The organism is Azospirillum sp. UENF 112521 (assembly GCF_058780665.1).
The window spans coordinates 528,030-549,878 of sequence record NZ_JBSNCI010000003.1 but is presented as its reverse complement, the minus strand read 5'-3'; the positions used below and the strand labels follow the sequence as shown (position 1 = coordinate 549,878).

The 21,849-nt window shown below is 67.7% G+C and carries 22 protein-coding genes; 19 read left to right on the top strand and 3 right to left on the bottom strand.

Annotated elements, in window-relative coordinates:
- The first annotated feature begins 4 nt into the window (after window positions 1–4).
- Entirely contained in the window at window positions 5–1,312 is a 1,308-nt protein-coding gene (locus ACWPN8_RS18225) for an ABC transporter ATP-binding protein (protein WP_492241717.1), read from the top strand.
- Window positions 1,313–1,445: 133 nt separating this feature from the next.
- On the opposite strand, the gene ACWPN8_RS18220 is transcribed toward ACWPN8_RS18225, so the two are convergent.
- Window positions 1,446–1,811, bottom strand: a complete 366-nt coding sequence (locus ACWPN8_RS18220; RefSeq protein ID WP_109448124.1) for a hypothetical protein — start codon at window positions 1,809–1,811, stop codon at window positions 1,446–1,448.
- Window positions 1,812–2,091: 280 nt separating this feature from the next.
- Here ACWPN8_RS18220 and ACWPN8_RS18215 point away from each other — a divergent pair, with 280 nt between their 5' ends.
- The 10 genes from ACWPN8_RS18215 to rbsK all read left to right on the top strand — a co-directional run bounded on the left by ACWPN8_RS18215 (window position 2,092) and on the right by rbsK (window position 11,494).
- Window positions 2,092–2,577 (top strand): DUF2946 family protein, encoded by a 486-nt coding sequence (locus ACWPN8_RS18215; protein WP_109448126.1) that lies wholly within the window; start codon window positions 2,092–2,094, stop codon window positions 2,575–2,577.
- Between the two features lie 62 nt (window positions 2,578–2,639).
- Window positions 2,640–3,173 carry a YcnI family copper-binding membrane protein gene (locus tag ACWPN8_RS18210; protein ID WP_109448128.1) on the top strand — a complete coding sequence of 178 codons (534 nt, stop codon included), beginning with the start codon at window positions 2,640–2,642 and terminating at the stop codon, window positions 3,171–3,173.
- Between the two features lie 124 nt (window positions 3,174–3,297).
- On the top strand, window positions 3,298–5,001 hold the full coding sequence (locus ACWPN8_RS18205) for a copper resistance CopC/CopD family protein (protein WP_492241716.1): 1,704 nt from the start codon (window positions 3,298–3,300) through the stop codon (window positions 4,999–5,001).
- A 113-nt stretch (window positions 5,002–5,114) separates the two neighbouring features.
- Window positions 5,115–5,414 (top strand): hypothetical protein, encoded by a 300-nt coding sequence (locus ACWPN8_RS18200; protein ID WP_492241715.1) that lies wholly within the window; start codon window positions 5,115–5,117, stop codon window positions 5,412–5,414.
- Window positions 5,415–5,615: 201 nt separating this feature from the next.
- Window positions 5,616–6,035 (top strand): D-ribose pyranase, encoded by a 420-nt coding sequence (gene rbsD / locus ACWPN8_RS18195; RefSeq protein WP_492241714.1) that lies wholly within the window; start codon window positions 5,616–5,618, stop codon window positions 6,033–6,035.
- Between the two features lie 14 nt (window positions 6,036–6,049).
- The gene (locus ACWPN8_RS18190; protein ID WP_492241713.1) at window positions 6,050–7,546 is read left to right on the top strand and encodes a sugar ABC transporter ATP-binding protein; all 1,497 of its coding nucleotides are present in this window, start codon (window positions 6,050–6,052) and stop codon (window positions 7,544–7,546) included.
- Between the two features lie 21 nt (window positions 7,547–7,567).
- Window positions 7,568–8,509 carry a ribose ABC transporter permease gene (rbsC, locus tag ACWPN8_RS18185; RefSeq protein ID WP_492241712.1) on the top strand — a complete coding sequence of 314 codons (942 nt, stop codon included), beginning with the start codon at window positions 7,568–7,570 and terminating at the stop codon, window positions 8,507–8,509.
- Between the two features lie 85 nt (window positions 8,510–8,594).
- Window positions 8,595–9,476, top strand: a complete 882-nt coding sequence (rbsB, locus tag ACWPN8_RS18180) for a ribose ABC transporter substrate-binding protein RbsB (protein WP_098736467.1) — start codon at window positions 8,595–8,597, stop codon at window positions 9,474–9,476.
- A gap of 78 nt (window positions 9,477–9,554) precedes the next feature.
- Window positions 9,555–10,571, top strand: a complete 1,017-nt coding sequence (locus ACWPN8_RS18175; RefSeq protein ID WP_492241711.1) for a LacI family DNA-binding transcriptional regulator — start codon at window positions 9,555–9,557, stop codon at window positions 10,569–10,571.
- On the top strand, window positions 10,568–11,494 hold the full coding sequence (gene rbsK / locus ACWPN8_RS18170; RefSeq protein ID WP_492241710.1) for a ribokinase: 927 nt from the start codon (window positions 10,568–10,570) through the stop codon (window positions 11,492–11,494). The genes ACWPN8_RS18175 and rbsK overlap by 4 nt, the downstream gene beginning before the upstream one ends.
- Window positions 11,495–11,513: 19 nt before the next feature.
- Here the strand turns inward: rbsK and ACWPN8_RS18165 are convergent, their stop codons facing one another.
- Entirely contained in the window at window positions 11,514–13,253 is a 1,740-nt protein-coding gene (locus ACWPN8_RS18165) for a SulP family inorganic anion transporter (RefSeq protein WP_492241709.1), read from the bottom strand.
- A gap of 118 nt (window positions 13,254–13,371) precedes the next feature.
- Entirely contained in the window at window positions 13,372–13,632 is a 261-nt protein-coding gene (locus ACWPN8_RS18160; protein ID WP_109448146.1) for a helix-turn-helix domain-containing protein, read from the bottom strand.
- 240 nt (window positions 13,633–13,872) lie between these two features.
- Here ACWPN8_RS18160 and ACWPN8_RS18155 point away from each other — a divergent pair, with 240 nt between their 5' ends.
- From ACWPN8_RS18155 to ACWPN8_RS18120, 8 genes are all read left to right on the top strand, one after another.
- The gene (locus ACWPN8_RS18155; protein WP_492242098.1) at window positions 13,873–15,033 is read left to right on the top strand and encodes a M20 aminoacylase family protein; all 1,161 of its coding nucleotides are present in this window, start codon (window positions 13,873–13,875) and stop codon (window positions 15,031–15,033) included.
- A gap of 187 nt (window positions 15,034–15,220) precedes the next feature.
- On the top strand, window positions 15,221–16,564 hold the full coding sequence (locus ACWPN8_RS18150; protein ID WP_492241708.1) for an NAD(P)/FAD-dependent oxidoreductase: 1,344 nt from the start codon (window positions 15,221–15,223) through the stop codon (window positions 16,562–16,564).
- A gap of 17 nt (window positions 16,565–16,581) precedes the next feature.
- Entirely contained in the window at window positions 16,582–17,079 is a 498-nt protein-coding gene (locus ACWPN8_RS18145) for an L-2-amino-thiazoline-4-carboxylic acid hydrolase (RefSeq protein WP_109448148.1), read from the top strand.
- A gap of 53 nt (window positions 17,080–17,132) precedes the next feature.
- Window positions 17,133–18,242: an ABC transporter substrate-binding protein gene (locus ACWPN8_RS18140; RefSeq protein WP_492241707.1), complete on the top strand. Its 1,110-nt coding sequence runs from the start codon at window positions 17,133–17,135 to the stop codon at window positions 18,240–18,242.
- 165 nt (window positions 18,243–18,407) lie between these two features.
- A complete protein-coding gene (locus ACWPN8_RS18135) occupies window positions 18,408–19,322 on the top strand; it encodes a branched-chain amino acid ABC transporter permease (RefSeq protein WP_109448152.1) in 915 nt (304 codons plus the stop codon).
- A 7-nt stretch (window positions 19,323–19,329) separates the two neighbouring features.
- Complete coding sequence (locus ACWPN8_RS18130) at window positions 19,330–20,349, top strand: branched-chain amino acid ABC transporter permease (protein WP_492241706.1); 1,020 nt, start codon at window positions 19,330–19,332, stop codon at window positions 20,347–20,349.
- Complete coding sequence (locus ACWPN8_RS18125) at window positions 20,346–21,116, top strand: ABC transporter ATP-binding protein (RefSeq protein WP_492241705.1); 771 nt, start codon at window positions 20,346–20,348, stop codon at window positions 21,114–21,116. The genes ACWPN8_RS18130 and ACWPN8_RS18125 overlap by 4 nt, the downstream gene beginning before the upstream one ends.
- Window positions 21,113–21,823 carry an ABC transporter ATP-binding protein gene (locus tag ACWPN8_RS18120; protein ID WP_109050966.1) on the top strand — a complete coding sequence of 237 codons (711 nt, stop codon included), beginning with the start codon at window positions 21,113–21,115 and terminating at the stop codon, window positions 21,821–21,823. The genes ACWPN8_RS18125 and ACWPN8_RS18120 overlap by 4 nt, the downstream gene beginning before the upstream one ends.
- Window positions 21,824–21,849: the final 26 nt, after the last annotated feature.

Here is a 21,849-nt window from a genome sequence, read left to right as displayed (position 1 = left end):
CGCCATGCTGAACACCCGCAACACCACCATCTTCGAACTGAGCGGCGTCCGTCAGGCCTATGCCAAGCCGTCGGGGCAGGATTACGTCGTGCTCGACAACGTCGACCTGACCTTGCGCGACGGCGAGATCGTCGGGCTGCTCGGCCGCTCCGGCTCCGGCAAGTCGACGCTGCTGCGCATCGTCGCCGGGTTGGTCAAGCCGACCGGCGGCTCCGTCCGCCATCATGGCGAACCGGTCGCAGGCCCGACCGACGGGGTGGCGATGGTCTTCCAGACCTTCGCGCTGTTTCCCTGGCTGACGGTCTGGGAGAATGTCATGGCCGGCCTGAAGGCCAAGGGCGTGCCGGCCCGCGAGGCGGAGGCGCGGACCGAGGAGGCCATCGACCTGATCGGCCTGTCCGGCTTCGAATCCGCCTATCCCAAGGAGCTGTCCGGCGGCATGCGCCAGCGGGTGGGGTTCGCCCGCGCGCTGGTGGTCCATCCGGAAATCCTGCTGATGGACGAGCCCTTCTCCGCACTGGACGTGCTGACGGCGGAGACTCTGCGCACCGACCTGCTCGACCTGTGGATGGAGCGGCGGCTGCCGATCAAATCGATCCTGATGGTGACCCACAACATCGAGGAGGCGGTGCTGATGTGCGACCGCATCCTGGTCTTCTCCTCCAACCCCGGCCGGGTGGCGGCGGAGATCCGGGTGGACATCCCCCACCCGCGCAACCGCCTGGACCCGCAGTTCCGCGCCATGGTGGACGACATCTATGGCCGGATGACCGCGCGCAAGCCGCTGGTGGCGTCGTCCCCGGCGGCGAAGCAGCCGCCGGCCCATGCGGTGCCGCTGGAGCATGTGTCGACCAACCTGCTGGCCGGCCTGCTGGAGACGCTGGCCTCGCCGGCCTACCATGGCAAGGCCGACCTGCCCCATCTGGCAGCATCCCTCCAGCATGAGATCGACGACCTGTTCCCGATTGCCGAGACGTTGCAGATGCTGGGACTGGCCGAGGTGGCGGAGGGCGACATCCACCTGACCGAGCCCGGCCGGCTGTTCGCCGAGTCCGGCCTGGATGACCGCAAGCGGCTGTTCGCGGAGCATCTGATTTGCTACGTGCCACTGGCGGCCCACATCCACGGCCTGTTGAAGGAACCGGCGACGAAGCACGTGCCGAGCAGCCGCATCCTGGCCGAACTGACTCCCTTCATGAGCGAGGGCTATGCCGAGGAGACGCTGAAGGCCGTCACCAGCTGGGCACGCTATGCCGAGCTGTTCACCTACGACGACGAGACCGAGACCTTCGCGTTCGAGGACGCGGACTGAACGGACGGACGGAGCCGTTCGCAGGAGCCGGCACCGTCACGTCAGCGAAAGCCGGATCGGCACCGACGCTTCCCGTCGGCTGTCCGGTCCGGCAGCGTCCCGGTGCCGTCCGCAGGTCAGGGATGGCAGCCGATCATTTGCGGGCGCATGTCTTCACATCGTCTTCGCTGATCGAGAAGGCATAGGCCTCGGTCCCCGACAGGGCGACATTGCGCAGGACGCAGGTGCGGCCCTTCTTGTCCTTCATTCTGACATCCCAGGTTCCCGGCTTGACGTCGCTGAGCTTCAGCCGCTCATCGGCCTCGACCGTCTTGTCCTTGTCGTTCAGCGTCTGGTTCTTGCCCCACTTGTTCGTGCCGGGTTCGGCGAGCTTCAGCTCGGTGATGGTTTCCGTGGTCAGATTCCAGAACTTCAGCGTCTGGGCCGTCTGGGCCTGCGCCGTCGAGGCGAACGATCCCGCGCACAGCAGCAGGATGGCGATCAGGCTGTTCCGTTTCATGATTTTTCCTCCCTTGGGTTGCGCAAGGCACGCCCGATCTGAGCACAGGCCAGGGAAAAGCGGAATGCGACAATGGGATAAGCTGATTGTATGAGTCGCGTCTCGCGAGCAGCGCGAGATCATGCCGAGACTGCGCAACCCAGGGCACGAACCGCCGACCGACCGGCCGCACACCATCGAGGAGGGTGGTCAAATCGTCCTGCCACCGCCGAATGGCTTGACTGGACAAGGCTGCGCGTGAAGGTTGGTCGCGGCTTTCCGCAACCGCCGGCTCCCCCGTATGGCCCGCCGCCAGACCGCGCGCAACACGCTTGCAACCCTCCGGACCGGCGCTCCCGCCGGCACGGTCGGGCTGCGCCGCGCGCTGGTTGGCTGGCTTGCCGTCCTGGCTCTGCTGATCCAGGTGGCGGTTCCCGATCTGGCGATGGCGGCACGGGCACAGTCGGGATTGCCCGCCGGGTTCCTGACCGCCCCGACGGCGGCCGACCATTGCGGCACCACCCCGTCCGATGTGCAGGACAGTGAAGGGCTGGCTGGCGGAGACCATGGCGGCGGAACCCACGACGGGTCCGGCCATCCCGTCATGGATCATGACAGCCTTTGCGCTTTCTGCCTTGCGCTCGGCACCCATGGCCTGCTCCCCGGTTCTGCGATGGTCCGGCCGCAGGCCGTCCATCGCATGCCGGTCGCCGCACCGGTTGCCGCCGGCATTCGCCCGGACGACCATTTCCTGACCTGTCTCAATCCCCGCGCTCCGCCGGCGTGACGGCCTGTTCCCCCGTCGTCACCGGACTGTCCCCGAACCATCATTCCGTTCAGGAGCGCATCATGACCCGCATCATTTCCCTGGCGCTCGCCGCCGGGACCCTTTGCCTTGCCCTGTCCGCTGGAAGCGCCGCTGCGCATGTCACGCTGGAAACCCGCGAAGCGCCGGCCGGCAGCTATTACAAGGCGGTGCTCAAGGTCGGCCACGGCTGCGACGGCTCGCCGACTACGGCCATCCGCGTCCGCCTGCCCGACGGGGCTGTTCTGGCCAAGCCGATGCCGAAGCCGGGCTGGACCCTGGCGACCAAGGAAGGCCCCTACGCCCAGCCCTATGAGTCGCACGGCCGCAGCATCACCCAGGGCGTCACCGAAATCGCCTGGACCGGCGGCAGCCTGCCCGACGCGTGGTACGACGAGTTCGTCTTTCAGGTCGTGCTGCCCAAGCAGCCCGCAGGCACCATGCTTTACATCCCGGTGGTGCAGGAGTGCGAGAAAGGCGCCCACCGCTGGATCGAGATCCCCGAAGCCGGCAAACCGGCGGACGATTATCGCGAGCCGGCACCGGGTCTCAAGCTGACCGAACCCAAGCAGCACTGACGGCGCCCCGGCATCGGCCGGAAGATCGGGCTGCATGCCGGCTGCCGCGACGGCTGAACGGCATGCAGACCCTTGGCCGCCTCTCTTCCGCGGCCCTCGCCCTTCCCGATAGCGAGGCATCCCCATGCGTCCCAGCCCGCGTCGCAGGCTTACGGGTCTGTCCGCCCTCTTCCTCGCCATGCTGTTCCTCGCCGCCCTGCCGCGCACCGGCTGGGCCCATGCCGTCCTGATGGAGTCCGTGCCGGCCGACGGCGCCAGCCTTGAGGCCGCACCGACAGCCCTGTCGCTGGAGTTCAACGAACCCGTCACTCCCGTCCGCATCCAGCTGCTTGACGGACAGGGGCGGGACATGGCCGATCCGCAGGGTGCGCTGGCGGAAAACAACCGCGTCCGCCTCGCCCTGCCGCCGGAGCTGCCGAAAGGCCTGTACGTCGCCAGCTATCGTGTCACCTCCGCGGACGGCCATCCCGTCGCCGGCTCATTCACGTTCGGGATCGGTGCGACGCCGACACCGACGACCGGCACGCCTCCGGTGGACAATTCATCCCAAGCTGCCCCGTTCGCCGGAGTGCTGCTGCGGGCGATGCACTATGCCGCCCTGCTGGCCGGGACCGGGGGCGGCCTGTTCCTCGTGCTGGTGACCGGGCGCTGGGCACCGCTCAACGACCGCCTGAAACCGGTTCTCTGCCTGCTGCTGCTGATGGCCGGCCTGTCGGCGGCGCTGCTGGTGGGGGTGACCGGGGCGGCTCTGACCGGTCAGCCGCTTACCGTCCTGGCGACAGGGGCCCCCTGGACCACCGGGGCGGGGACCAGCGTCGGGCTCAGCGCCGGCATCGCTCTGCTGGCCCTGCTCTGCTCGGCTTGCGGCTTGGCCGTAGAGGCCCGCTCTGCGATGGGACCGTTGCTGCTGGCGGCGGGGGCATTGCTGGGGGCCGCCTCGCTGGCCGCCACCGGCCATGCTGCCACGGCTTCCCCCCGCTGGCTGAGCGCGCCGCTCGTCGGCCTGCACGGGCTGATGGCGGCCTTCTGGGTCGGCGCCTTCTGGCCATTGTCCATGGCGCTGCGCCTGGAATCGCCGGCCGAGGCGGCAAGGCTGACCCGCCGCTTCTCGCGCATCGCCATCGGTGCCGTGGCCGTTCTGGCCGGAGCCGGCATGGTCCTGTCCGCGATCCAACTCCAGTCGGTTCAGGCCGTGCTGCGCAGCGGCTATGGCTGGGTGTGGCTGGGCAAGATGCTCGCGGTCCTGCTGCTGCTCGGGCTGGCGGCACGGAACCGGCAAGTCCTGACCCCGGCCCTGGACCGGAATGGTGACCGGAGTGGCGAGCACGCCCTCATGTCCCTACGCCGGAGCATCGGCCTGGAGATGGCGGCGGCAGCCACCGCCCTGCTGCTGACAGCGGCGTTCGCCCTGACGCCGCCGCCGCGCGCATTCCATGCAAGCGAGGAGACGCCGCCGGCAGGCTTTTCCGGCGTCGCGGTGAAAGGCGGTCTCATCGCCCTTATCGACGTCGGACCGGCCATGCCTGGGCGCAACGGCGTCCGGCTCCACCTGCAGAACGAGGATGGCAAACCGGTTGCCGCCCGTGAGGTGACGATGAACTGGGAGCTTCCTTCGGCGGGCGTGGCTCCGCTGCGGCATGCCCTGACGAATTTCGGCCCCGGCTTCTTCGGAGCCGACGACACGACTCTGCCGCTCGCCGGTCAGTGGTCGTTGCGTCTTGAGGTGCTGATCGACGATTTCGACAAGCGGGTGTTCCAGACGGAGGTTCCGATCAAGGACGTCCCGGCCAGCACGGAGGGGATTCCCACAGGCCCGAAGCTTCGCTAGAATCGAGTCCGGTCCCGCCATCCACGGTCTTCGATCCCATGGTCAACAGCGCTGACACCTCCAGCCCGTCCATCGATCTCCACTGTGAACATTGCGGTCGGCCACATGGGCAGATGCTTCGTTGCCTGCCCGACGGCCGTTGGCTGTCGCCCGACAACGGGTGGATCGACGCCAACGGCGACCAGGCGTCCTGGCCGGATGTCGTCGATTACGCCCGTCTGCGTCACTCGCGTGCCGTTGTCGGTCTCTACCGTCAGTCGGCAGCGGCAAGGATGGCCGCTGAGCAAAGTCACCGGCTCTGCCGCCGCTGCCACCTCGTGACCGGCCGCGAGGAACATCGGCGGGTGGCGCGGCTGCGGGCCCTCACCCGCTTCGCCCTCGGCGACCTGTTCGACGGCACCTACGCCGTCTGAGCGGCGGCCGGACAAGCGCAGGCAGGCCCGGCGCATAAGTCACTGAAGACCGACGTTTCTTCTTGCCCCAGACCGGCGGCGCAGCATCGCGCCGTCGGCGAAAGCGCGCGGAATTGGTGCGGCGCAGCAACGCAAACGTTTGCGCAAACGTTTCGATGGCGCTAGCGTCCGCCTGTCCCGCCCAGTTGGAGCCGCTTTGCGATGAAACGGATTGGCCTTCTCAATGCCCCGCTCAGCCACGCGATTGCCTCGCTTGGCCATACGCAGGCGTTGGCCATCGCCGATGCGGGGTTGCCGATTCCGGCCGGGCCGGAACGGATCGACCTCGCGGTGACGCCGGGCCTGCCGTCCTTCCTCGAGATCCTCGACGCGGTGGCCGACGAGATGATGGTGGAGCGCGTGGTGATCGCGGGCGAGATGACCATCTCCAACCCGTCCCTGCGCGCACAGCTGTCCGTCCGGCTGGACCGCATGGCCGCGGCGCAGGGCCGGCAGATCGCGGTGGAGGAAGTCACGCATGAGGAGTTCAAACGGCTGACCGTGTCCTCCGCCGCCGTCGTGCGCACGGGCGAATGCAGCCCCTACGCCAACATCCTTCTCTATTCCGGCGTAACCTTCTGACCGCAGGGGGCGTGATGGATTCCCGATCCGGATTCCTGCTCGACCTCCAGGGGGTCGGCAAAGGCTTCAACGGCGTGACGGTGCTGGACGGGGTGGATTTCCGCCTGCGCCCCGGCGAGGTCATGGCCCTGATCGGTGAGAATGGCGCCGGCAAATCGACGCTGATGCGGATCGTCACCGGCATCGTCCAACCGGATAGCTCCAGTGCGATGATGTTCCGCGGCCAGCCGGTGCGCTTCACCGCCCCGCGGCAGGCCATCGACGCCGGCATCGCGATGATCCATCAGGAACTGAACCTGCTGCCCCACCTGTCGGTGGCCGACAACATCTGGCTGGGACGCGAGCCGCGCAACAGGCTGGGCCTGATCGACCGCGGCCGCATGCGGCGCGAAGCCAAGGCCCTGCTGGAGCGGCTGCGCCAGACCATCGACCCGGACTGTCCGGTCGGAAGCCTCAGCGTCGGCCAGCAGCAGATGGTCGAGATCGCCCGCGCCCTGTCGCTGAACGCCGAACTGATCGTCATGGACGAGCCGACCGACGCGCTGACCGACATCGAGACCGCCGTCCTGTTCGAGGTGATCCGCGGCCTGAAGGCCGACGGCAAGGGCATCGTCTACATCTCGCACCGGCTGGGCGAGATTTTCGCGCTGTGCGACAGCGTCACGGTCCTGCGCGACGGCCACATGGTCCATCGCGGGGCGGTCGCCGATCTCGACGAGGCGGCGCTGATCCGCCATATGGTCGGCCGCTCGATCACCGACCAGTATCCCTATCTGTCCTGCCCTGCCGGGGCCGAGCGGCTGACGGTGGAGGGATTGAGCGCCGATGGCGTGAACAATGTCAGCTTCAGTGCCGCCGGTGGTGAGATTCTGGGATTTGCCGGGCTGATGGGTGCCGGGCGCACCGAACTGGGCAAGGCGATCTTCGGCGCCAGCCGGCTGCGCGCCGGCAGCGTCCGGGTCGATGGAACCGAGGTCCGGCTGCGCCATCCCCGCGACGGCGTCGCCGCCGGCATCGCCTATGTGCCCGAAGACCGAAAGGCCGAGGGGCTGATCCAGGGCCATTCGATCCGCACCAACATGTCGCTGGCGGCACTGACACAGCTTTGCGGCCCCGGCGGTGTCGTCCGGCAAGCCGACGAGCGGACGGCCGTCGGCCGCTTCATGGCCGCCTTCGCCGTCAAGGCGCACGGCATCGGGGCGGAGGTGCGGACGCTGTCCGGCGGCAACCAGCAGAAGATCTCGCTGGCCAAGGCGCTGATGCTGTCGCCCAAGGTCGTGATCCTGGACGAGCCGACGCGCGGCGTCGATGTCGGCGCACGGCGCGAGATCTACGGCCTGATCAACGATCTGAAGGCCAAGGGCCTGTGCATCCTGCTGATGTCCTCGGACATGCCGGAACTGCTGGGCCTGTCGGACCGCATCCTCGTGATGGCGGGCGGGCGGATCACCGGCCGCTTTGGCCGGGACGAGGCGACCCAGGAAAAGATCATGGCCTGCGCGATCGGCTGACGGGCAGGAAGAGAGACGACGATGACCACGCTGAAACGCTTCCTGTCCCGCAACAAGCCGCTGGTCGGCCTGATCGTGCTGATGGCCGCCGTCGCGGTCATGAGCCCCAGCTTCATGACCGTCGACAATCTGCTGAACATCCTGCGGCAGACCTCGATCAACGCGGTGATCGCGGTGGGCATGACCTACGTCATCCTGTCCGGCGGCATCGACCTGTCGGTCGGATCGGTGCTGGCCTTCTGCGGCGCCGTCTGCGCCTGGCTGGTGGCGGGGGACCTGTCGATCTGGCTGGCGATCCCGCTCAGCCTGCTGCTGGGTGCCGGTCTGGGCGCCGTCAACGGAATCGTCATCGGCACCGGCGGCGTGCAGCCCTTCGTCGCGACGCTGGTCGCCATGACGATGCTGCGCGGCGCCACGCTGGTCTTCACCGACGGGCGGCCGATCACCACCGGAACCGGTGCGGCGGCCGATGCGTTCTGGAGCGTCGGCGGCGGATATCTGCTCGGCATTCCGGTGCCGGTGGTCGTGGCGGCGGCGGTCTTCGCCGTCTGCGGCCTTATCCTGACCCGCACCCGCTTCGGCCGCTACACCTATGCGGTCGGCGGCAACGAGGTGGTGGCACGGCTGTCCGGCATCCGCGTCAATCTGGAAAAGACGACGATCTACGCCCTGTCGGGCCTGCTGGCGGCGCTGGCCGGCGTCATCCTGACCGCCCGGCTGGAAAGCGCGCAGCCGACCGCCGGTGCCGGTTACGAGCTGGATGCCATCGCCGCCGTCGTTGTCGGCGGCACCAGCCTGTCCGGCGGCAAGGGCACCCTGTTCGGCACGCTGGTCGGCGCCCTCATCATCGGCGTGCTGAACAACGCGCTGAACCTGATGGACGTCTCCTCCTATTACCAGATGATCGCCAAGGGCGCGGTCATCCTGCTCGCGGTGCTCGCCGACAGCCGCAAGTCGTCGTAAGGCGACCGCTTAACCGGATCGGCCCTCCTGTACCTGTTGCTTGCCCCAACCAGACGAACAAGAACGATGAGGAAGGAATCCAACCATGCGTAAGCTTCTGACCGCGGCCACCGTCGCCGCCACCGCCCTGCTCGCCTCGGCCAACGCGCAGGCGGCCGATACCATCGCCCTGGTCGTCTCGACCCTCAACAACCCGTTCTTCGTCACGCTGAAGAACGGGGCGGAAACCAAGGCCAAGGCGCTGGGCTATAATCTGCTGGTCCTCGATTCCCAGAACGACCCGGCCAAGGAACTGGCCAATGTCGAGGACGTGGTGAACAAGAAGGTCAAGCTTCTGCTGGTGAATCCAACCGACTCCGACGCCGTCCGCTCGGCGGTCCGTTCGGCCAACCGCGCCAAGATTCCGGTGGTGACGCTCGACCGCTCGGCCAATGGCGGCGAGGTCGCGTCGCACATCGCGTCGGACAACGTTGCCGGCGGCCGGATGGCCGGCCAGCTGGTGGTCGACATGCTGAAGGGCCAGGGCGCCGTCGTCGAGCTGCAGGGCCTGCCGGGCGCGTCGGCCGCCCGCGACCGCGGCAAGGGCTTCCACGAGGCGGTGGACAAGGCCAGCGGCCTGAAGGTGGTGGCGAGCCAGCCGGCCGACTTCGACCGCACCAAGGCGCTGAACGTCATGGAGAACATCCTCCAGGCCCAGCAGAAGATCGACGTGGTGTTCGCCCATAACGACGAGATGGCGCTGGGTGCCGCCAAGGCGATCCAGGCGTCCGGCCGCAAGATCCCGGTGGTCGGCTTCGACGGCACCGACGAGGGCGTCGCGGCGGTCAATGCCGGCACCCTGACGGCGACGGTCGCCCAGCAGGCCGGCCTGATCGGCGAGAAGGGTGTCGAGACCGCCGACAAGGTCCTGAAGGGCGAGAAGGTCCCGGCCTTCACGCCGGTTGAGTTGAAGATGGTGACGAAGTAAAGCACGGACCCACCCCTGCCGGCGCGGCCAAGGGGGCTTGCGCCGGCGGGGGCGGAACGTGTTGAGGAGAGCGGCGGCATGGTGACGATCAGGGATGTGGCCCGCGAGGCCGGCGTGTCGATGAGCACCGTCTCCCACGTCATCAACGCCACCCGCTTCGTGGCGCCGGAAACAGAACAGCTGGTGCGCGCCGCCATCGACCGGCTGGGCTACACGCCGAACGGCATCGCGCGGGCGCTGAAAGGCAACCGCACCCGCACGCTCGGGATGATTGTCACCGCCAGCTCCAACCCCTTCTTCGCCCATGTGATCCACGGGCTGGAGACGGTCAGTTCCGACCGCGGCTACAGCCTGATCCTGTGCAACACCGACAATGAGCCGGACAAGCAGCTCCGCGCCTTCGAGGCCCTGCACAACCGGCGGATCGACGGGCTTGCGGTGCTGACCAGCAATGCCGATCCCGGCTTTCTCGACAATGTGCAGGCGCGCGCACCCGACCTGCCGCTGCTGCTGCTCGACACCGATCCGCATCCGGGCGCCTGCACGGTGACCGACGATTCGGTGATGGGCGGACGGCTGGCGGCACGGCTGCTGGCGGACCGAGGGTTCCGCCGCATCGCCTGCATCACCGGCCCGGGGCGCCATCCGCGCTCCCGCGCCCGGCTGGCCGGCCTCGTCGAGGAGTTGGGCAAAGCCGGCCTGACTTTGGAGCCCGGGCTGCTGCGCGAGGCCGACCTGACCATCGCCGGCGGTTACACGGCGGCGGCATCGCTTCTCGACGGGGGGGAGCCGCCGGAGGCGGTCTTCGCCTTCAACGACCTGATGGCGGCCGGCGTGCTGCGCGCCGCGGCGGAGCGTGGGCTGGCCGTGCCGGACCGCCTATCGGTGTTGGGCTACGACGACATCGAACTGGCTGCCTACCTCACCCCGCCCTTGTCCACCATCCGCCAATCCGCGGGCCTGCTGGGCGCCCGCGCGGCGGAACTGCTGATCGACCATCTCGAAGATGGCCGGCCCCTGCCCGACCTGTTGTCCCTGCCGCCCGACCTCGTGCTCCGCGCCTCGGTCGGCTGGCCCTGTGCGAGGCTTTCATGACTTCCAATCGCCCTATCGTCGTCTTCGGCAGCGTCAACATCGACGTCTGCGCCTATTCCGACCGGCTTCCCCGTCCGGGCGAGACCGTGCATGGCAGCAGCTATGCCATGGGGCTGGGCGGCAAGGGCGCCAACCAAGCTGCCGCCGCCGCCCGCCTGGGCGGATCGGTCGAGATGGTCGGGCGGACCGGCGGCGATGCCTTCGGCGAGATGGCGCGCAGCCGGCTGGCCGGCTTCGGCGTGCGGACCGGTCACCTGTCCAACGACCCGGCCCACCCGACGGGAATCGCGGTGATCGGTGTAGAATCCTCCGGCGAGAACTGCATCACCGTGATTGGCGGCGCCAACATGGCGGTGAGCGAGCAGGACGTGGCCCAGGCCGCCCCGCTGTTCGCCGAGGCGTCCGTGCTGCTGCTTCAGCTGGAAATCCCGCTCGCCGCCGGTCTGGCTGCGGCGACCGCGGTGCGGGCCGGCGGCGGCCGCATCATCCTGGACCCGGCTCCGGCCCCGCATGACGGGCTGGCCGCTGATGTCTTCCGCGCCGTCGATGCCATGACCCCGAACGAAACGGAGACCGAATCCCTGGTCGGGCTGCGGCCGACCACCCCGGACGAGGCCGCGGCGGCGGCAGAGCGGCTGGCCGAGCGCGGCCTGTCCATCGCCATCGTCAAGATGGGCGCCAAGGGCGTCTATTTCCGCGGCCTGGGGCAGCAGGGCTTCCTCCCGCCCTTCCCGGTGACGGCGGTCGACACCGTCGCGGCCGGCGACTGCTTCAACGGCGGGCTCGCCTTCGCGCTGGCCCGCGGCGACGATCTGGCTGGTGCGGTGCGCTTCGCCGCCGCCTGCGGAGCGCTCGCCACCACCCGCGCCGGTGCTGCGGACTCCGCCCCGACGCTGGCGGAGGTGGCGGCGCTGCTGGGGTAACCGGGATCGCCCGGCGCCGCTACACGGCGTCCTGCGGCACGGCTCCATCCCCGGCATTTGACGCGGCCTCGTCCCGCCGCAGCTTGTGCAGGGCGACGTCGATGGTCCGCTCATAGCTGACCAGGGGCGGTTTCAGCCCATGGCTGAACAGAGCCTGCCGCGATGTGTGGCTGGTCCCGGTCAGGATCAGCTTCACGCCGCGCCGCGCCGCCTTGTGCGCCAGCCCCTCGATGGTGTTGGCCGCGGTCGAATCGAGAAACGGCACGGCGCTGAAATCGACGATCAGAACCCGGTGGGTGTCGGCGATGCGGTCGAGCACCGACCCGATGGACGCCGCCGCCCCGAAGAAGAACACGCCCGAGATCCGGTAGATCACCACCTCGGGATCGGCGGCGCCCTGATCGTAGGGCTTGCGGGCGACCAGGGCGCCGTCGGCGCTGTCCTCGGCAACGAAGGGCGTCTGGCTTTCGATGGCGGTGATCGTCGACATGCGGTGGATAAAGAGCACCGAGCCGAGCGCGAAGCCGATGACGATGGCTTCGGTCAGGCCGGTGAAGATCGTCAGCAGGAAGGTGGTCAGCAGCACCGCGGCATCGCCGCGCGAGGCGCGCAGGAGGGCGACGATGGCCGGCTTCTCCACCATGTTCCAGGACACGACGGCAAGGACGCCGGCAAGGCTGGCGAGCGGAATGAAGCTGGCGAGCGGTGCCGCGACCAGGATGAAGACCAGCAGGAAAACGGCGTGCAGCATGCCGGCGACCGGCCCATGGGCGCCGGCGCGCACGTTGGTCGCCGTGCGGGCGATGGTGCCGGTGACACAGATGCCGCCGAACAGGCCCGACGCGATGTTGGCGACGCCCTGCCCGACCAGTTCGCAGTTGGACCGGTGGCGGCGTCCGGTCATGCCGTCGGCCACCACGGCCGAAAGCAGCGATTCGATGGAACCGAGCAGCGCGAAGGAGATGGCACTCGGCAAAACCGCCTGAACCTTTTCCAGCGTGATTGCCGGCAGTGCCGGCATCGGCAGGCCCGACGGAATGCCGCCGAACTTGGTGCCGATGGTCGCCACGTCGAGGCCGAGGGCGGCGGTCACCACGGCGCTGCCGGCGACCGCGATCAACATCCCCGGCCAATGGGGCCGCACCGCCTTCAACCCGACGATGATGCCGATGGACGCCAGCGCCAGCGCGACCGACGCCGGATCGGCCGTCGGCAGGCCCGACCACAGCACCGGCAGCTTTTCAAGGAGGGGCCCCGGCTCCGGCCCGCTCAGGGTCAGGCCGAGAAGATCCTTGATCTGGCTGGCGAAGATGATGACGGCGATGCCGGCGGTGAAGCCGACCGTCACCGGGTAGGGCATGAATTTGATGTAGGTGCCCAGTTGCAGAAGGCCGATGGCCGCCAGCATCAGACCGGACAGCAGTGTGGCGAGGATCAGCCCGTCCATGCCATGCGCCTGCACCGTGGCGGCGACCAGCACGATGAAGGCGCCGGCAGGCCCGCCGATCTGGAACCGGCTGCCGCCCAGGGCGGAAACGACGAAGCCGCCGAAGATCGCGGTGTAGAGCCCTTGTGCCGGGGAGGCACCCGAGGCGATGGCAATCGCCATCGACAGCGGCAACGCCACGATGGCCACCGTCAGTCCGGCGATGGCGTCGGCGCGGAGGTTTGCGAGCCCGTAACCCTCGCGCAGGATGGTGACGAGCTTTGGCGTGAACAGTTCGGCAAAGCTCGGTTGATGGGAAATCGGTGCTGTCATCTGTCCGGCGGCCTTCTGGAATAAGGCGGCGGGATCGTCGGCATCAGGTCGGCGGTCGCCGTCGCGCGGTCGATGGTGTGGGCGTCAGGGTTTGGCGCCAGGATTTGGCGTCAGGGTTTCAGGACCTGGGTGCCGGTGTCTTCAGACGGACACCGCGGCCGCCGGTGACGCTCTGCGCGTTGTCGCCGATCAGCTCGATTCCGGCGAGGTCGAGCGCCTCCACCACCTTGGTCAGGCTCTCCACCACGCCGCGCACGTTTCCGTCGCTGGCTTCCATACGCTGGATGGTCGGAACGGAGAGGCCGGCCAGTTCGGCCAGCGTCTTCTGATCGATTCCAAGCAGCGCCCGGGCGGCGCGCAGCTGCGATGCCGTGATCATCACGCATACCCCGCTGATACATGCAAGTCGCTATCTGAAACATACATCATGATGTTTTAAACGTCACTAGAGATGTTTGGAACAACGACGCTTCTCCGGTCCCCCGCAACCGGACACCCCGCCAGTGCCATGCGATGACGTGTGTGCCCACCGGCGAAATAGGCCGTTTCGGATCCGGTATAATTTCGGCAGGATTGTCCCAGAGATTTGCTGGAACATAAGGACAAGACGATGGACGGGATGGTGACGGGGCTCGACGGGTTGACCGCGGACATGACGGATTGGCGGCGCGATCTGCACGCCCATCCGGAAACCGCCTTCGAGGAGCAGCGGACCAGCGACTTCGTGGCGGAAAAGCTCGCCTCCTTCGGGCTGGAGGTTCACCGCGGCCTCGCCAAGACCGGCCTGGTCGGGATCCTGCGCAATGGCGAGGGGCCGATGGTCGGCTTCCGCGCCGACATGGACGCGCTGCACATTCACGAGGAAACCAACCTTCCGCACAGTTCGCGCAATCCCGGGCGGATGCATGCCTGCGGTCATGACGGGCACACCGCCATGCTGCTGGGTGCGGCCCGCTACCTGACCGAACATACCGACCTGTTCCGGGGCACCATCGTCTTCATCTTCCAGCCGGCGGAAGAGAATGAGGGCGGCGGCCGGGTGATGGTGGAGGAAGGGCTGTTCGACCGCTTCCCCGTCGAGAAGGTCTTCGGCATGCACAATTGGCCGGGGCTCGAGGTCGGCCGCATCGCGCTGCGCCCCGGCCCGCTGATGGCCGCTTACGACATCTTCGAGCTGAGCCTGACCGGCAAGGGCACCCATGCCGGCATGCCGCATATGGGGACCGACACGATCATGGTCGGCAGCCAGATCGTCTCCGCCCTCCAGACCATCGCCAGCCGCAGCGTCCATCCCATCGATTCGGCCGTCGTCAGCGTCACGCAGTTCCACGCCGGCGATACGTGGAATGTCCTGCCCGGCACCGCCGTTCTCCGCGGCACCGTCCGGACCTTCCGGCCGGAGGTTCAGGATCTGGTTCAGCGCCGCATGGGCGAGGTGGCGACCGCCATCGCCGCCGGATTCGGAGTCGAGGCCAGCCTGCGCTACGAGCGGCGCTATCCGCCCACCACCAACAGCGCCGCGGAGACGGAACTGGCCCGACGGGCAGCGGCACGCGTGGTCGGAGAAGAGGCGCTCGACCTCGATCCGATGCCCAGCATGGGGGCGGAGGATTTCTCCTTCATGCTGCAAAAGCGTCCCGGCTGCTACGTCTGGGTTGGTGCCGGGCCGTCGGACCAGGGCCGCAACCTGCACAGCCCGCATTATGATTTCAACGATGCAGTGCTGCCCATCGGCGCCAGCTATTGGGTGCGGCTGGCGGAAACCGTCCTGCCGAAATGATACAGATCATGTACATGCGTCCAGATTTCCCGATCCGGGCGCATGACATGAAAAAATTTCCGCGGAAAAATCTTGGGAATTGCGTACGTGTGTCCATTGTCCCATAGTTCGGCGGGAAACGGATGGCCCTAACTCCAAAAGGGGATAAGGGCGTAGCGGATTTCAGCCGAACAGGGACGGGCGCGACGTGACGAACCAAGGGGCACATCAGGCGGCGGGCCAGGCGCAGGACATTCCAGGCCGGGGCGGCATCTGGCAGCGTCCGGACTCATTGTGGGAGGCCACCGCCCCGCCGCCACCCGCCCTGCCGGCGTTGCAGGACAGCGTGCAGGCCGACGTGCTGGTGATCGGCGGCGGCTTCACCGGGCTTTCCGCCGGTCTGCATGCGGCCGAAGCCGGGCGCCGCGTGGTGGTGCTGGAGGCCTCCGAGCTGGGACGGGGTGCCTCTGGCCGCAACAACGGGCAGGTCATTCCGACGCTGACCCGTCCCGACCCTGCCGACCTCATCGACCGTTTCGGATGGGAGAGCGGGGAGCGCTTGGTCGGGCTGATCCGCGACAGCGCCTCCACCCTGTTCGATCTGGTGCGCCGCCTCGGCATCGACTGCGCTGCGGAACAGACCGGCTGGGTTCAGCCGGTCCATTCGCCGGGCCGCATCAAGATCGCCGAGCGCCGGGCAACGCAATGGGGCAAGTTCGGCGCCGATGTCGAACTGCTCGACCGCGCCGCCGTCTCCGCCATTCTCGGAACGGACGCCTATTTCGGCGGCTGGATGAACCGGACCGGCGGGCACATCAACCCGCTGGCGCTGGTGCGCGGGCTCGCCGCCAAGGTGGTCGCAGCCGGGGCGGCGGTCTACGTCAACTCCCCCGCCTTGTCGGTGCAGCGCCGCGGCGACTCCTGGGTCGCCCGCACCCCGCAGGGCATGGTGACCGCCGATTCCCTGGTGCTGGGCACCAACGGCTATACCGCCTCCATCTTCCCGGAAATCCGGACGGAGGTCGTGCCGGTCCTGTCCTGGCAGATGTCGACCGCCCCCCTGGGCGACAACGTCCGCAAAACCGTCCTGCCGGGCCGGCAGGCGATGTCGGACACCCATGGCGATCTGCGTTTCATGCGCTACACCGCCGACAACCGGCTGGTGACCGGCGGCGCGCTGCTGAACCCGGTGAATGGGGCGGAGCGGTTGAAGCGCATCGTCGGCGCCCGTCTGGCCGGGATGTTCCCGGCGCTGAACGGCGTCGGCTTCGACCATGTGTGGAATGGCCGCATCGCCATGACCCCCGATTACTTCCCCCGTGTCCACCGGCTGGGGCCGAACGGCTTCGCCTGGGCCGGCTGCAACGGGCGCGGCGTGGCGCTGTCGGTCTCGCTGGGGCGGGAATTGGCCCGTGCCGCCATCGGCCAGGACCCGAAGGACCTCGCCCTGCCCTTCACCGCACCGACGCCCCTGCCCTTCAATGCCCTGCTGCAACGCATCGGGCCGTTGAAGATCCTGCAATACCGCTGGAACGACGCCCGCGAAGTCTGATCGAGGAGACTGCCAGCATGTCCGACAGCCCCGACTATCCCACCCTTCTGCGCAATGCCTACGCGATGCGCGCGGCGTCCTATGCCCACATGTTCGATGTGCTGCGCGAGCGTTTCGGCACCGAAACGGCGCTGGAGGTCGGACAGGAATCGACCCGCCGCCTCGGCGAGGCGATGGGCGTGAAGTTTGCGGGCCACGGTCCCGACGACCTGACCGGCCTGTGCCATGCCTTCCTCGACGGCATCCCCAACCGCGACAGCATGTTCGCGCCGGAGATCAAGCGGTGCGACGGCGAGGCGTTGGAAATCCATTTCCACCGCTGCCCCTTGAAGGAAGCCTGGCAGGCGCAGGGCCGCTCCGACACCGACCTGGAACTGCTCTGCAAGATGGCCGGCGCCATCGACGGCGGTCTGTTCGAGTCCGCCGGGTTCGTCTTCAAGGGCCAAACCTGGAAACCGGGCGACGAGGGCTGTTGCCGGCTGAAGGTCCTGCCCGGCGCCAAAGCCGCCGAATAGACGCGCATCGCCGCAAAGCCTGCAAAGACAGACAATAAGAGGGTGACATCGCCATGAAGTTCCGCCTCCTCACGCTGACAACTCTCGCCGCCGCCGGGATCGCCGGTTCGGCCTTCGCCGCCGACACGGTCAAGCTCGGCTATCAGTTGCCGCTGACCGGCGACACCGCGCAGTACGGCCAGGATTTCCGCAAGGCCGCCGAGATCGCGCTGACCGAGTTCAACGCCGCCGGCAAGCCGTTCAAGGTCGAGATCGTCTTCGAGGACAGCCGCTCCGACGCCAAGGAGGGCACCAACATCGCCCGCAAGTTCGTGGACGACAAGGAGATCGTCGGCGTCCTGGGCGACTTCACCTCCGGCGTGTCGATGGCGGCGGCACAGGTCTACAAGGAGGCCGGCATGCCGCAGCTGTCGCAGACGGCCTCGCACCCCGACTACACCAAGGTTTCCAAGTACCAGTTCCGCAACATCGCCACCCAGGCGCAGGAAGGCCCCTACAACGCCAAATGGATGGCGGCCAAGGGATTCAAGAACGTCGCGGTGATCGCGGAGCAGACCGACTGGGGCCAGTCGGTGGTCAGCGGCTTTTCCGACGCGGTCAAGGCCAACGGCGGCACCGTCGCCTTCTCGGAATTCTTCAACCGCGGCCTGAAGGACTACCGGTCGCTGATCAGCAAGCTTGAGCGGGCGAAGCCCGACGCGATCTACACCGGCTTCTTCTACGAGGACGGCGCGCAGTTCCTGAAGCAGCTGCAGCAGCTGGGCATCAAGACGCCGGTCTATTCGACCTCGGCGGCCTACAGCCCGAAGCTGATCGAGCTGGCCGGCGGCGCGGCGGAGGGCGTGCATCTGACCTCCAACTTCCTGCCGACCGACCCGTCGCCGAACGTCCAGCATTTCGTCGACGAGTGGAAGAAGCGCTCCGACGGTGCTGTGCCCGGCCAGTTCCCGGCCCAGGCCTATGACGCGGTCCGCATCATGCTGGCGGCGGTGGAGAAGGCTTCGCCCAACCCGACCCGCGAGAATGTGCGCGACGCGCTGGCCCAGACCAAGGACTTCCCCGGCGTCACTGGCAAGACCAGCTTCAGCGCCGACCGCGAGGCCGAGAAGGAGCTGGTGAAGGTCGAGGTCAAGGGCGGCGCCTTCGTTCCGGTCGCCGACTAGAGTGTGATCGTTTCAAGCGGAATCGCTTGGAACGTGAATCACACGAAAAACCAAAAACTTAGAGACTGTGTGGTGCTTCAATAAGTACCACACAGTCTCTAACCCCCGGCAAACGATCCCCAGCGCTCCTTTCCCGGCGCCCCTTTTCGCAGCGACAGAGCCCGCATGTTCGATCCCTATTATCTCCAGCAGCTCGCCATCGGCCTGTCGCTGGGCATGACCTACGCGCTGATGGCAATCGGCTTCACGCTGATCTTCGGCGTGCTGAACGTCGTCAACTTCGCCCATGGCGAGATCTACACGCTGGGCGCCTTCGCCGGGCTCGTGCTGATCTCGGCCACGGCGCCGCCCATCGTGGCGGTGATCCTGGGCGCGCTGGCAATCGGGGCGCTTGCGGGCTTCTCGCTGGAGCGGATCGCCTTCAAGCCGTTCCGCCGCTTCACCGACGAGGCGTCGCTGAAATCGCGGGCGATGCGGGAATCGACCCTGCTCTCCTCGCTGGCGGTGTCCATCGTGGTGCGCGAGGCGCTGGAGATCGTCTTCGGATCGCAGATGCGTTCCGTCCCCTTCGACTACCTGATCAACACGCCGGTGCGCGTCGGCCCGGTGATCCTGGTGACCGGCGACTTCATCATCTTCGGCGTCGCCGCCGCAATGCTGATCGGCCTGCAATATCTGCTGACGCGCACCCGCGTCGGGCTGGCGATCCGCGCGGTGTCGAACAACCCGCTCGGCGCCAAATATGTGGGCATCGACACCGACCGCACCATCATCACCACCTTCGTCGTCGGGTCGATGATGGGGGCAGCGGCCGGCATCCTGATGGGGCTCTATTACGGCGCTGTCTTCCCCGCCATGGGCTTCACGCCGGGCATCAAGGCCTTCGTCGCCATGGTGATGGGCGGCCTGTCCTCCATCCCCGGAGCCGTGATCTGCGCGCTGATCCTCGGCATTTCCGAAAGCATGGCGACGACCTTCGTCTCGTCGGGCTGGTCGGACATGGTGGCCTACGGCTTCCTGATCCTGACCCTGATCTTCTTCCCCAACGGTTTGTTCGGAGCGCGCCGTGAACGCGTCTGAGTTTGTCGTGCCAACCGATGGCCTGACCCGGCGCCGGGGGCTGCTGGTCCCGGCGCTGATCCTGTTGCTGGTCTTCGCAGCGCTTCCGGCGCTGCTGGCCGGCTTCGACAAGGGCTATTTCTACCAGATCGCCAATCTGGCGCTCATCTTCGTCCTGCTCTCGGCGTCCATGCATCTGGTGACGGGGGTGGCGGGCCTGCTGCATCTGGGGCATGCCGCCTTCTATGGCGTCGGCGCCTACACCGCGGCCCTGCTGACCTCAAAGCTTGGGCTGGGCTTCACCGTCACGCTGCCGCTGTCCGGTCTGATGGCGGCGTTGGTCGCCTTCCTGGTGGCGCTGCCGACCATGCGGCTGGTCAGCATCTATTTCGCCGTGGCGACGCTCGCCATCGGACAGATGCTGTATCTGGTGATGCTGAACTGGGTGGACTTCACCAAGGGGCCCAACGGCATCATCGTCTCCAAGGGGTTCGAGCTGTTCGGCTTCAGCCTGTCCGGCCGCCTCGCCGCCTACTACACGGTGGCGGCGGTGGTGACGCTGTCGGTCGTCGCCATCGGCCGGCTCAGCCACTCCTATTACGGCAACGCCCTGCGCTCGATCCGCGAGGACGACCAATGCGCCGACGCCATGGGCGTCAGCACCGTGCGGCTGAAGATGGAGGCCTTCACCCTGTCGGCCTTCTTCGCCGGGGTGGCGGGCAGCCTGTGGGCGCACATGACCGGCTACATCTCGCCGGGCGATTTCAAATTCTCCGAATCCATCCTGATCCTGGCGATGGTGGTGGTCGGCGGCCTGGGCAGCCTGCCGGGGGCAATCATCGGCGCGCTGCTGATGATCCTGCTGCCGGAGGGGCTGCGGGCCTTGGGCGATTTCCGCAACATCATGGTCGGTCTGGTGATGTTCCTCTCCATCCTGCTGCTGCCGAAGGGCCTGCTGGGCGAGGTCTCCGCCCTGCGGCTGGTGCGCCGGCAGCTGGGTGCCGCGTGGCGGAACACAGGAAAAGGCGAAGGGATCGGCTGGCGATGACCCATCTACTTGAAATCCGCAACGTCAGCCGCCGCTTCGGCGGCGTGCAGGCGGTCGGCGACGTCACCGCCCATGTGGACGAGGGCGAACTGGTCGGGCTGATCGGACCGAACGGCGCCGGCAAGACCACGCTGTTCAACCTGATTTCCGGCTTCACCCCGCTGTCCGGCGGCACCGTCGCCTTCGCCGGCAGGACCATCAGCGGGCTGAAACCCAATCACGTGGCGCGGCTGGGTATCAGCCGCACCTTCCAGAATTTGCGCGTCTTCCCCAACATGTCGGTCTTCGACAACGTGTCGGTGGGTGCCGTCGGCGCGCTGCCGCAGGGGGCGTTCGGCGCGCTGTTCGGCGCGCTCCACCGGCGCGGCCGGGACCGCTCGGCCGAGATCAGCCGCCGCACCTGGGAAGCGCTGGAGGCGGTCGGCCTGACCCATATGGCGGCGGAACTGGCGGCCAACCTGCCCTACGGCCAGCGCAAATATCTGGAGATCGCCCGCGCGCTCGCCATGCGGCCGCGCTTCCTGATCCTGGACGAGCCGGCGGCCGGGCTGAACGACACCGAAACGCGCGATCTCGCCGCCTTCATCAAGCGGCTGCACGGCCAAGGCCTGACCATCATGCTGGTCGAACACGACATGACGCTGGTCATGGGCATCTGCCAGCGCATCCTGGTGCTGGCCTCCGGCCGCAAGATCGCCGACGGCACGCCGGACGCCATCCGCACCGATGCCGCCGTCCTCGAAGCCTATCTTGGGGTGGATGAATGACCGCGCCGCTGCTTTCCATCGCGGACCTGCATGTCGCCATGGGGCCGCAGGAGATCCTGCACGGTGTCCGCCTGGATGTGCCGGAGGGCGCCATCGTCGCCGTGCTCGGCTCCAACGGCGTCGGCAAGACCACGCTGATGCGCACGGTGTCCGGCATCTACCGGGCGAAACAGGGGACCATCACCTTCCGCGGCCAGCCGATTGCCAACATGCCGGCCCACCGAATTGTCCAGCTCGGCCTGTCGCAGGCGCCGGAAGGGCGGCAGATCTTCTCCAACATGAATGTCCGCGAGAATCTGGTGCTGGGCGGCGGCGATGTCGGGCTGGGCGAGTTGGACCGCGTGCTGGCGATGTTCCCGATCCTGAGCGAGCGCCTGCGCCAGAATGCCGGATCGCTGTCCGGCGGCGAGCAGCAGATGCTGTGCATCGCCCGCGCCCTGATGCGCCGGCCGAGCCTGCTCCTGCTCGACGAGCCGTCGCTGGGGCTGGCGCCGAAGATCGTCGCCCAGATCTTCGACCTGATCGGCCGCATCCGGGCCGAAGGGGTATCAATCCTGCTGGTCGAACAGAACGCCCGCGCCGCCTTGCGCATCGCCGACCATGCTGCGGTTCTAGAGGACGGACGGATCGTGCTGTCCGGCCCGGCCGACCAGCTGCGGGACGACCCGCGCATCGCCGAGGCCTATCTCGGCGGCCACGCCCATTGAAAGCCCATTAAAAGCCGATTGACGCC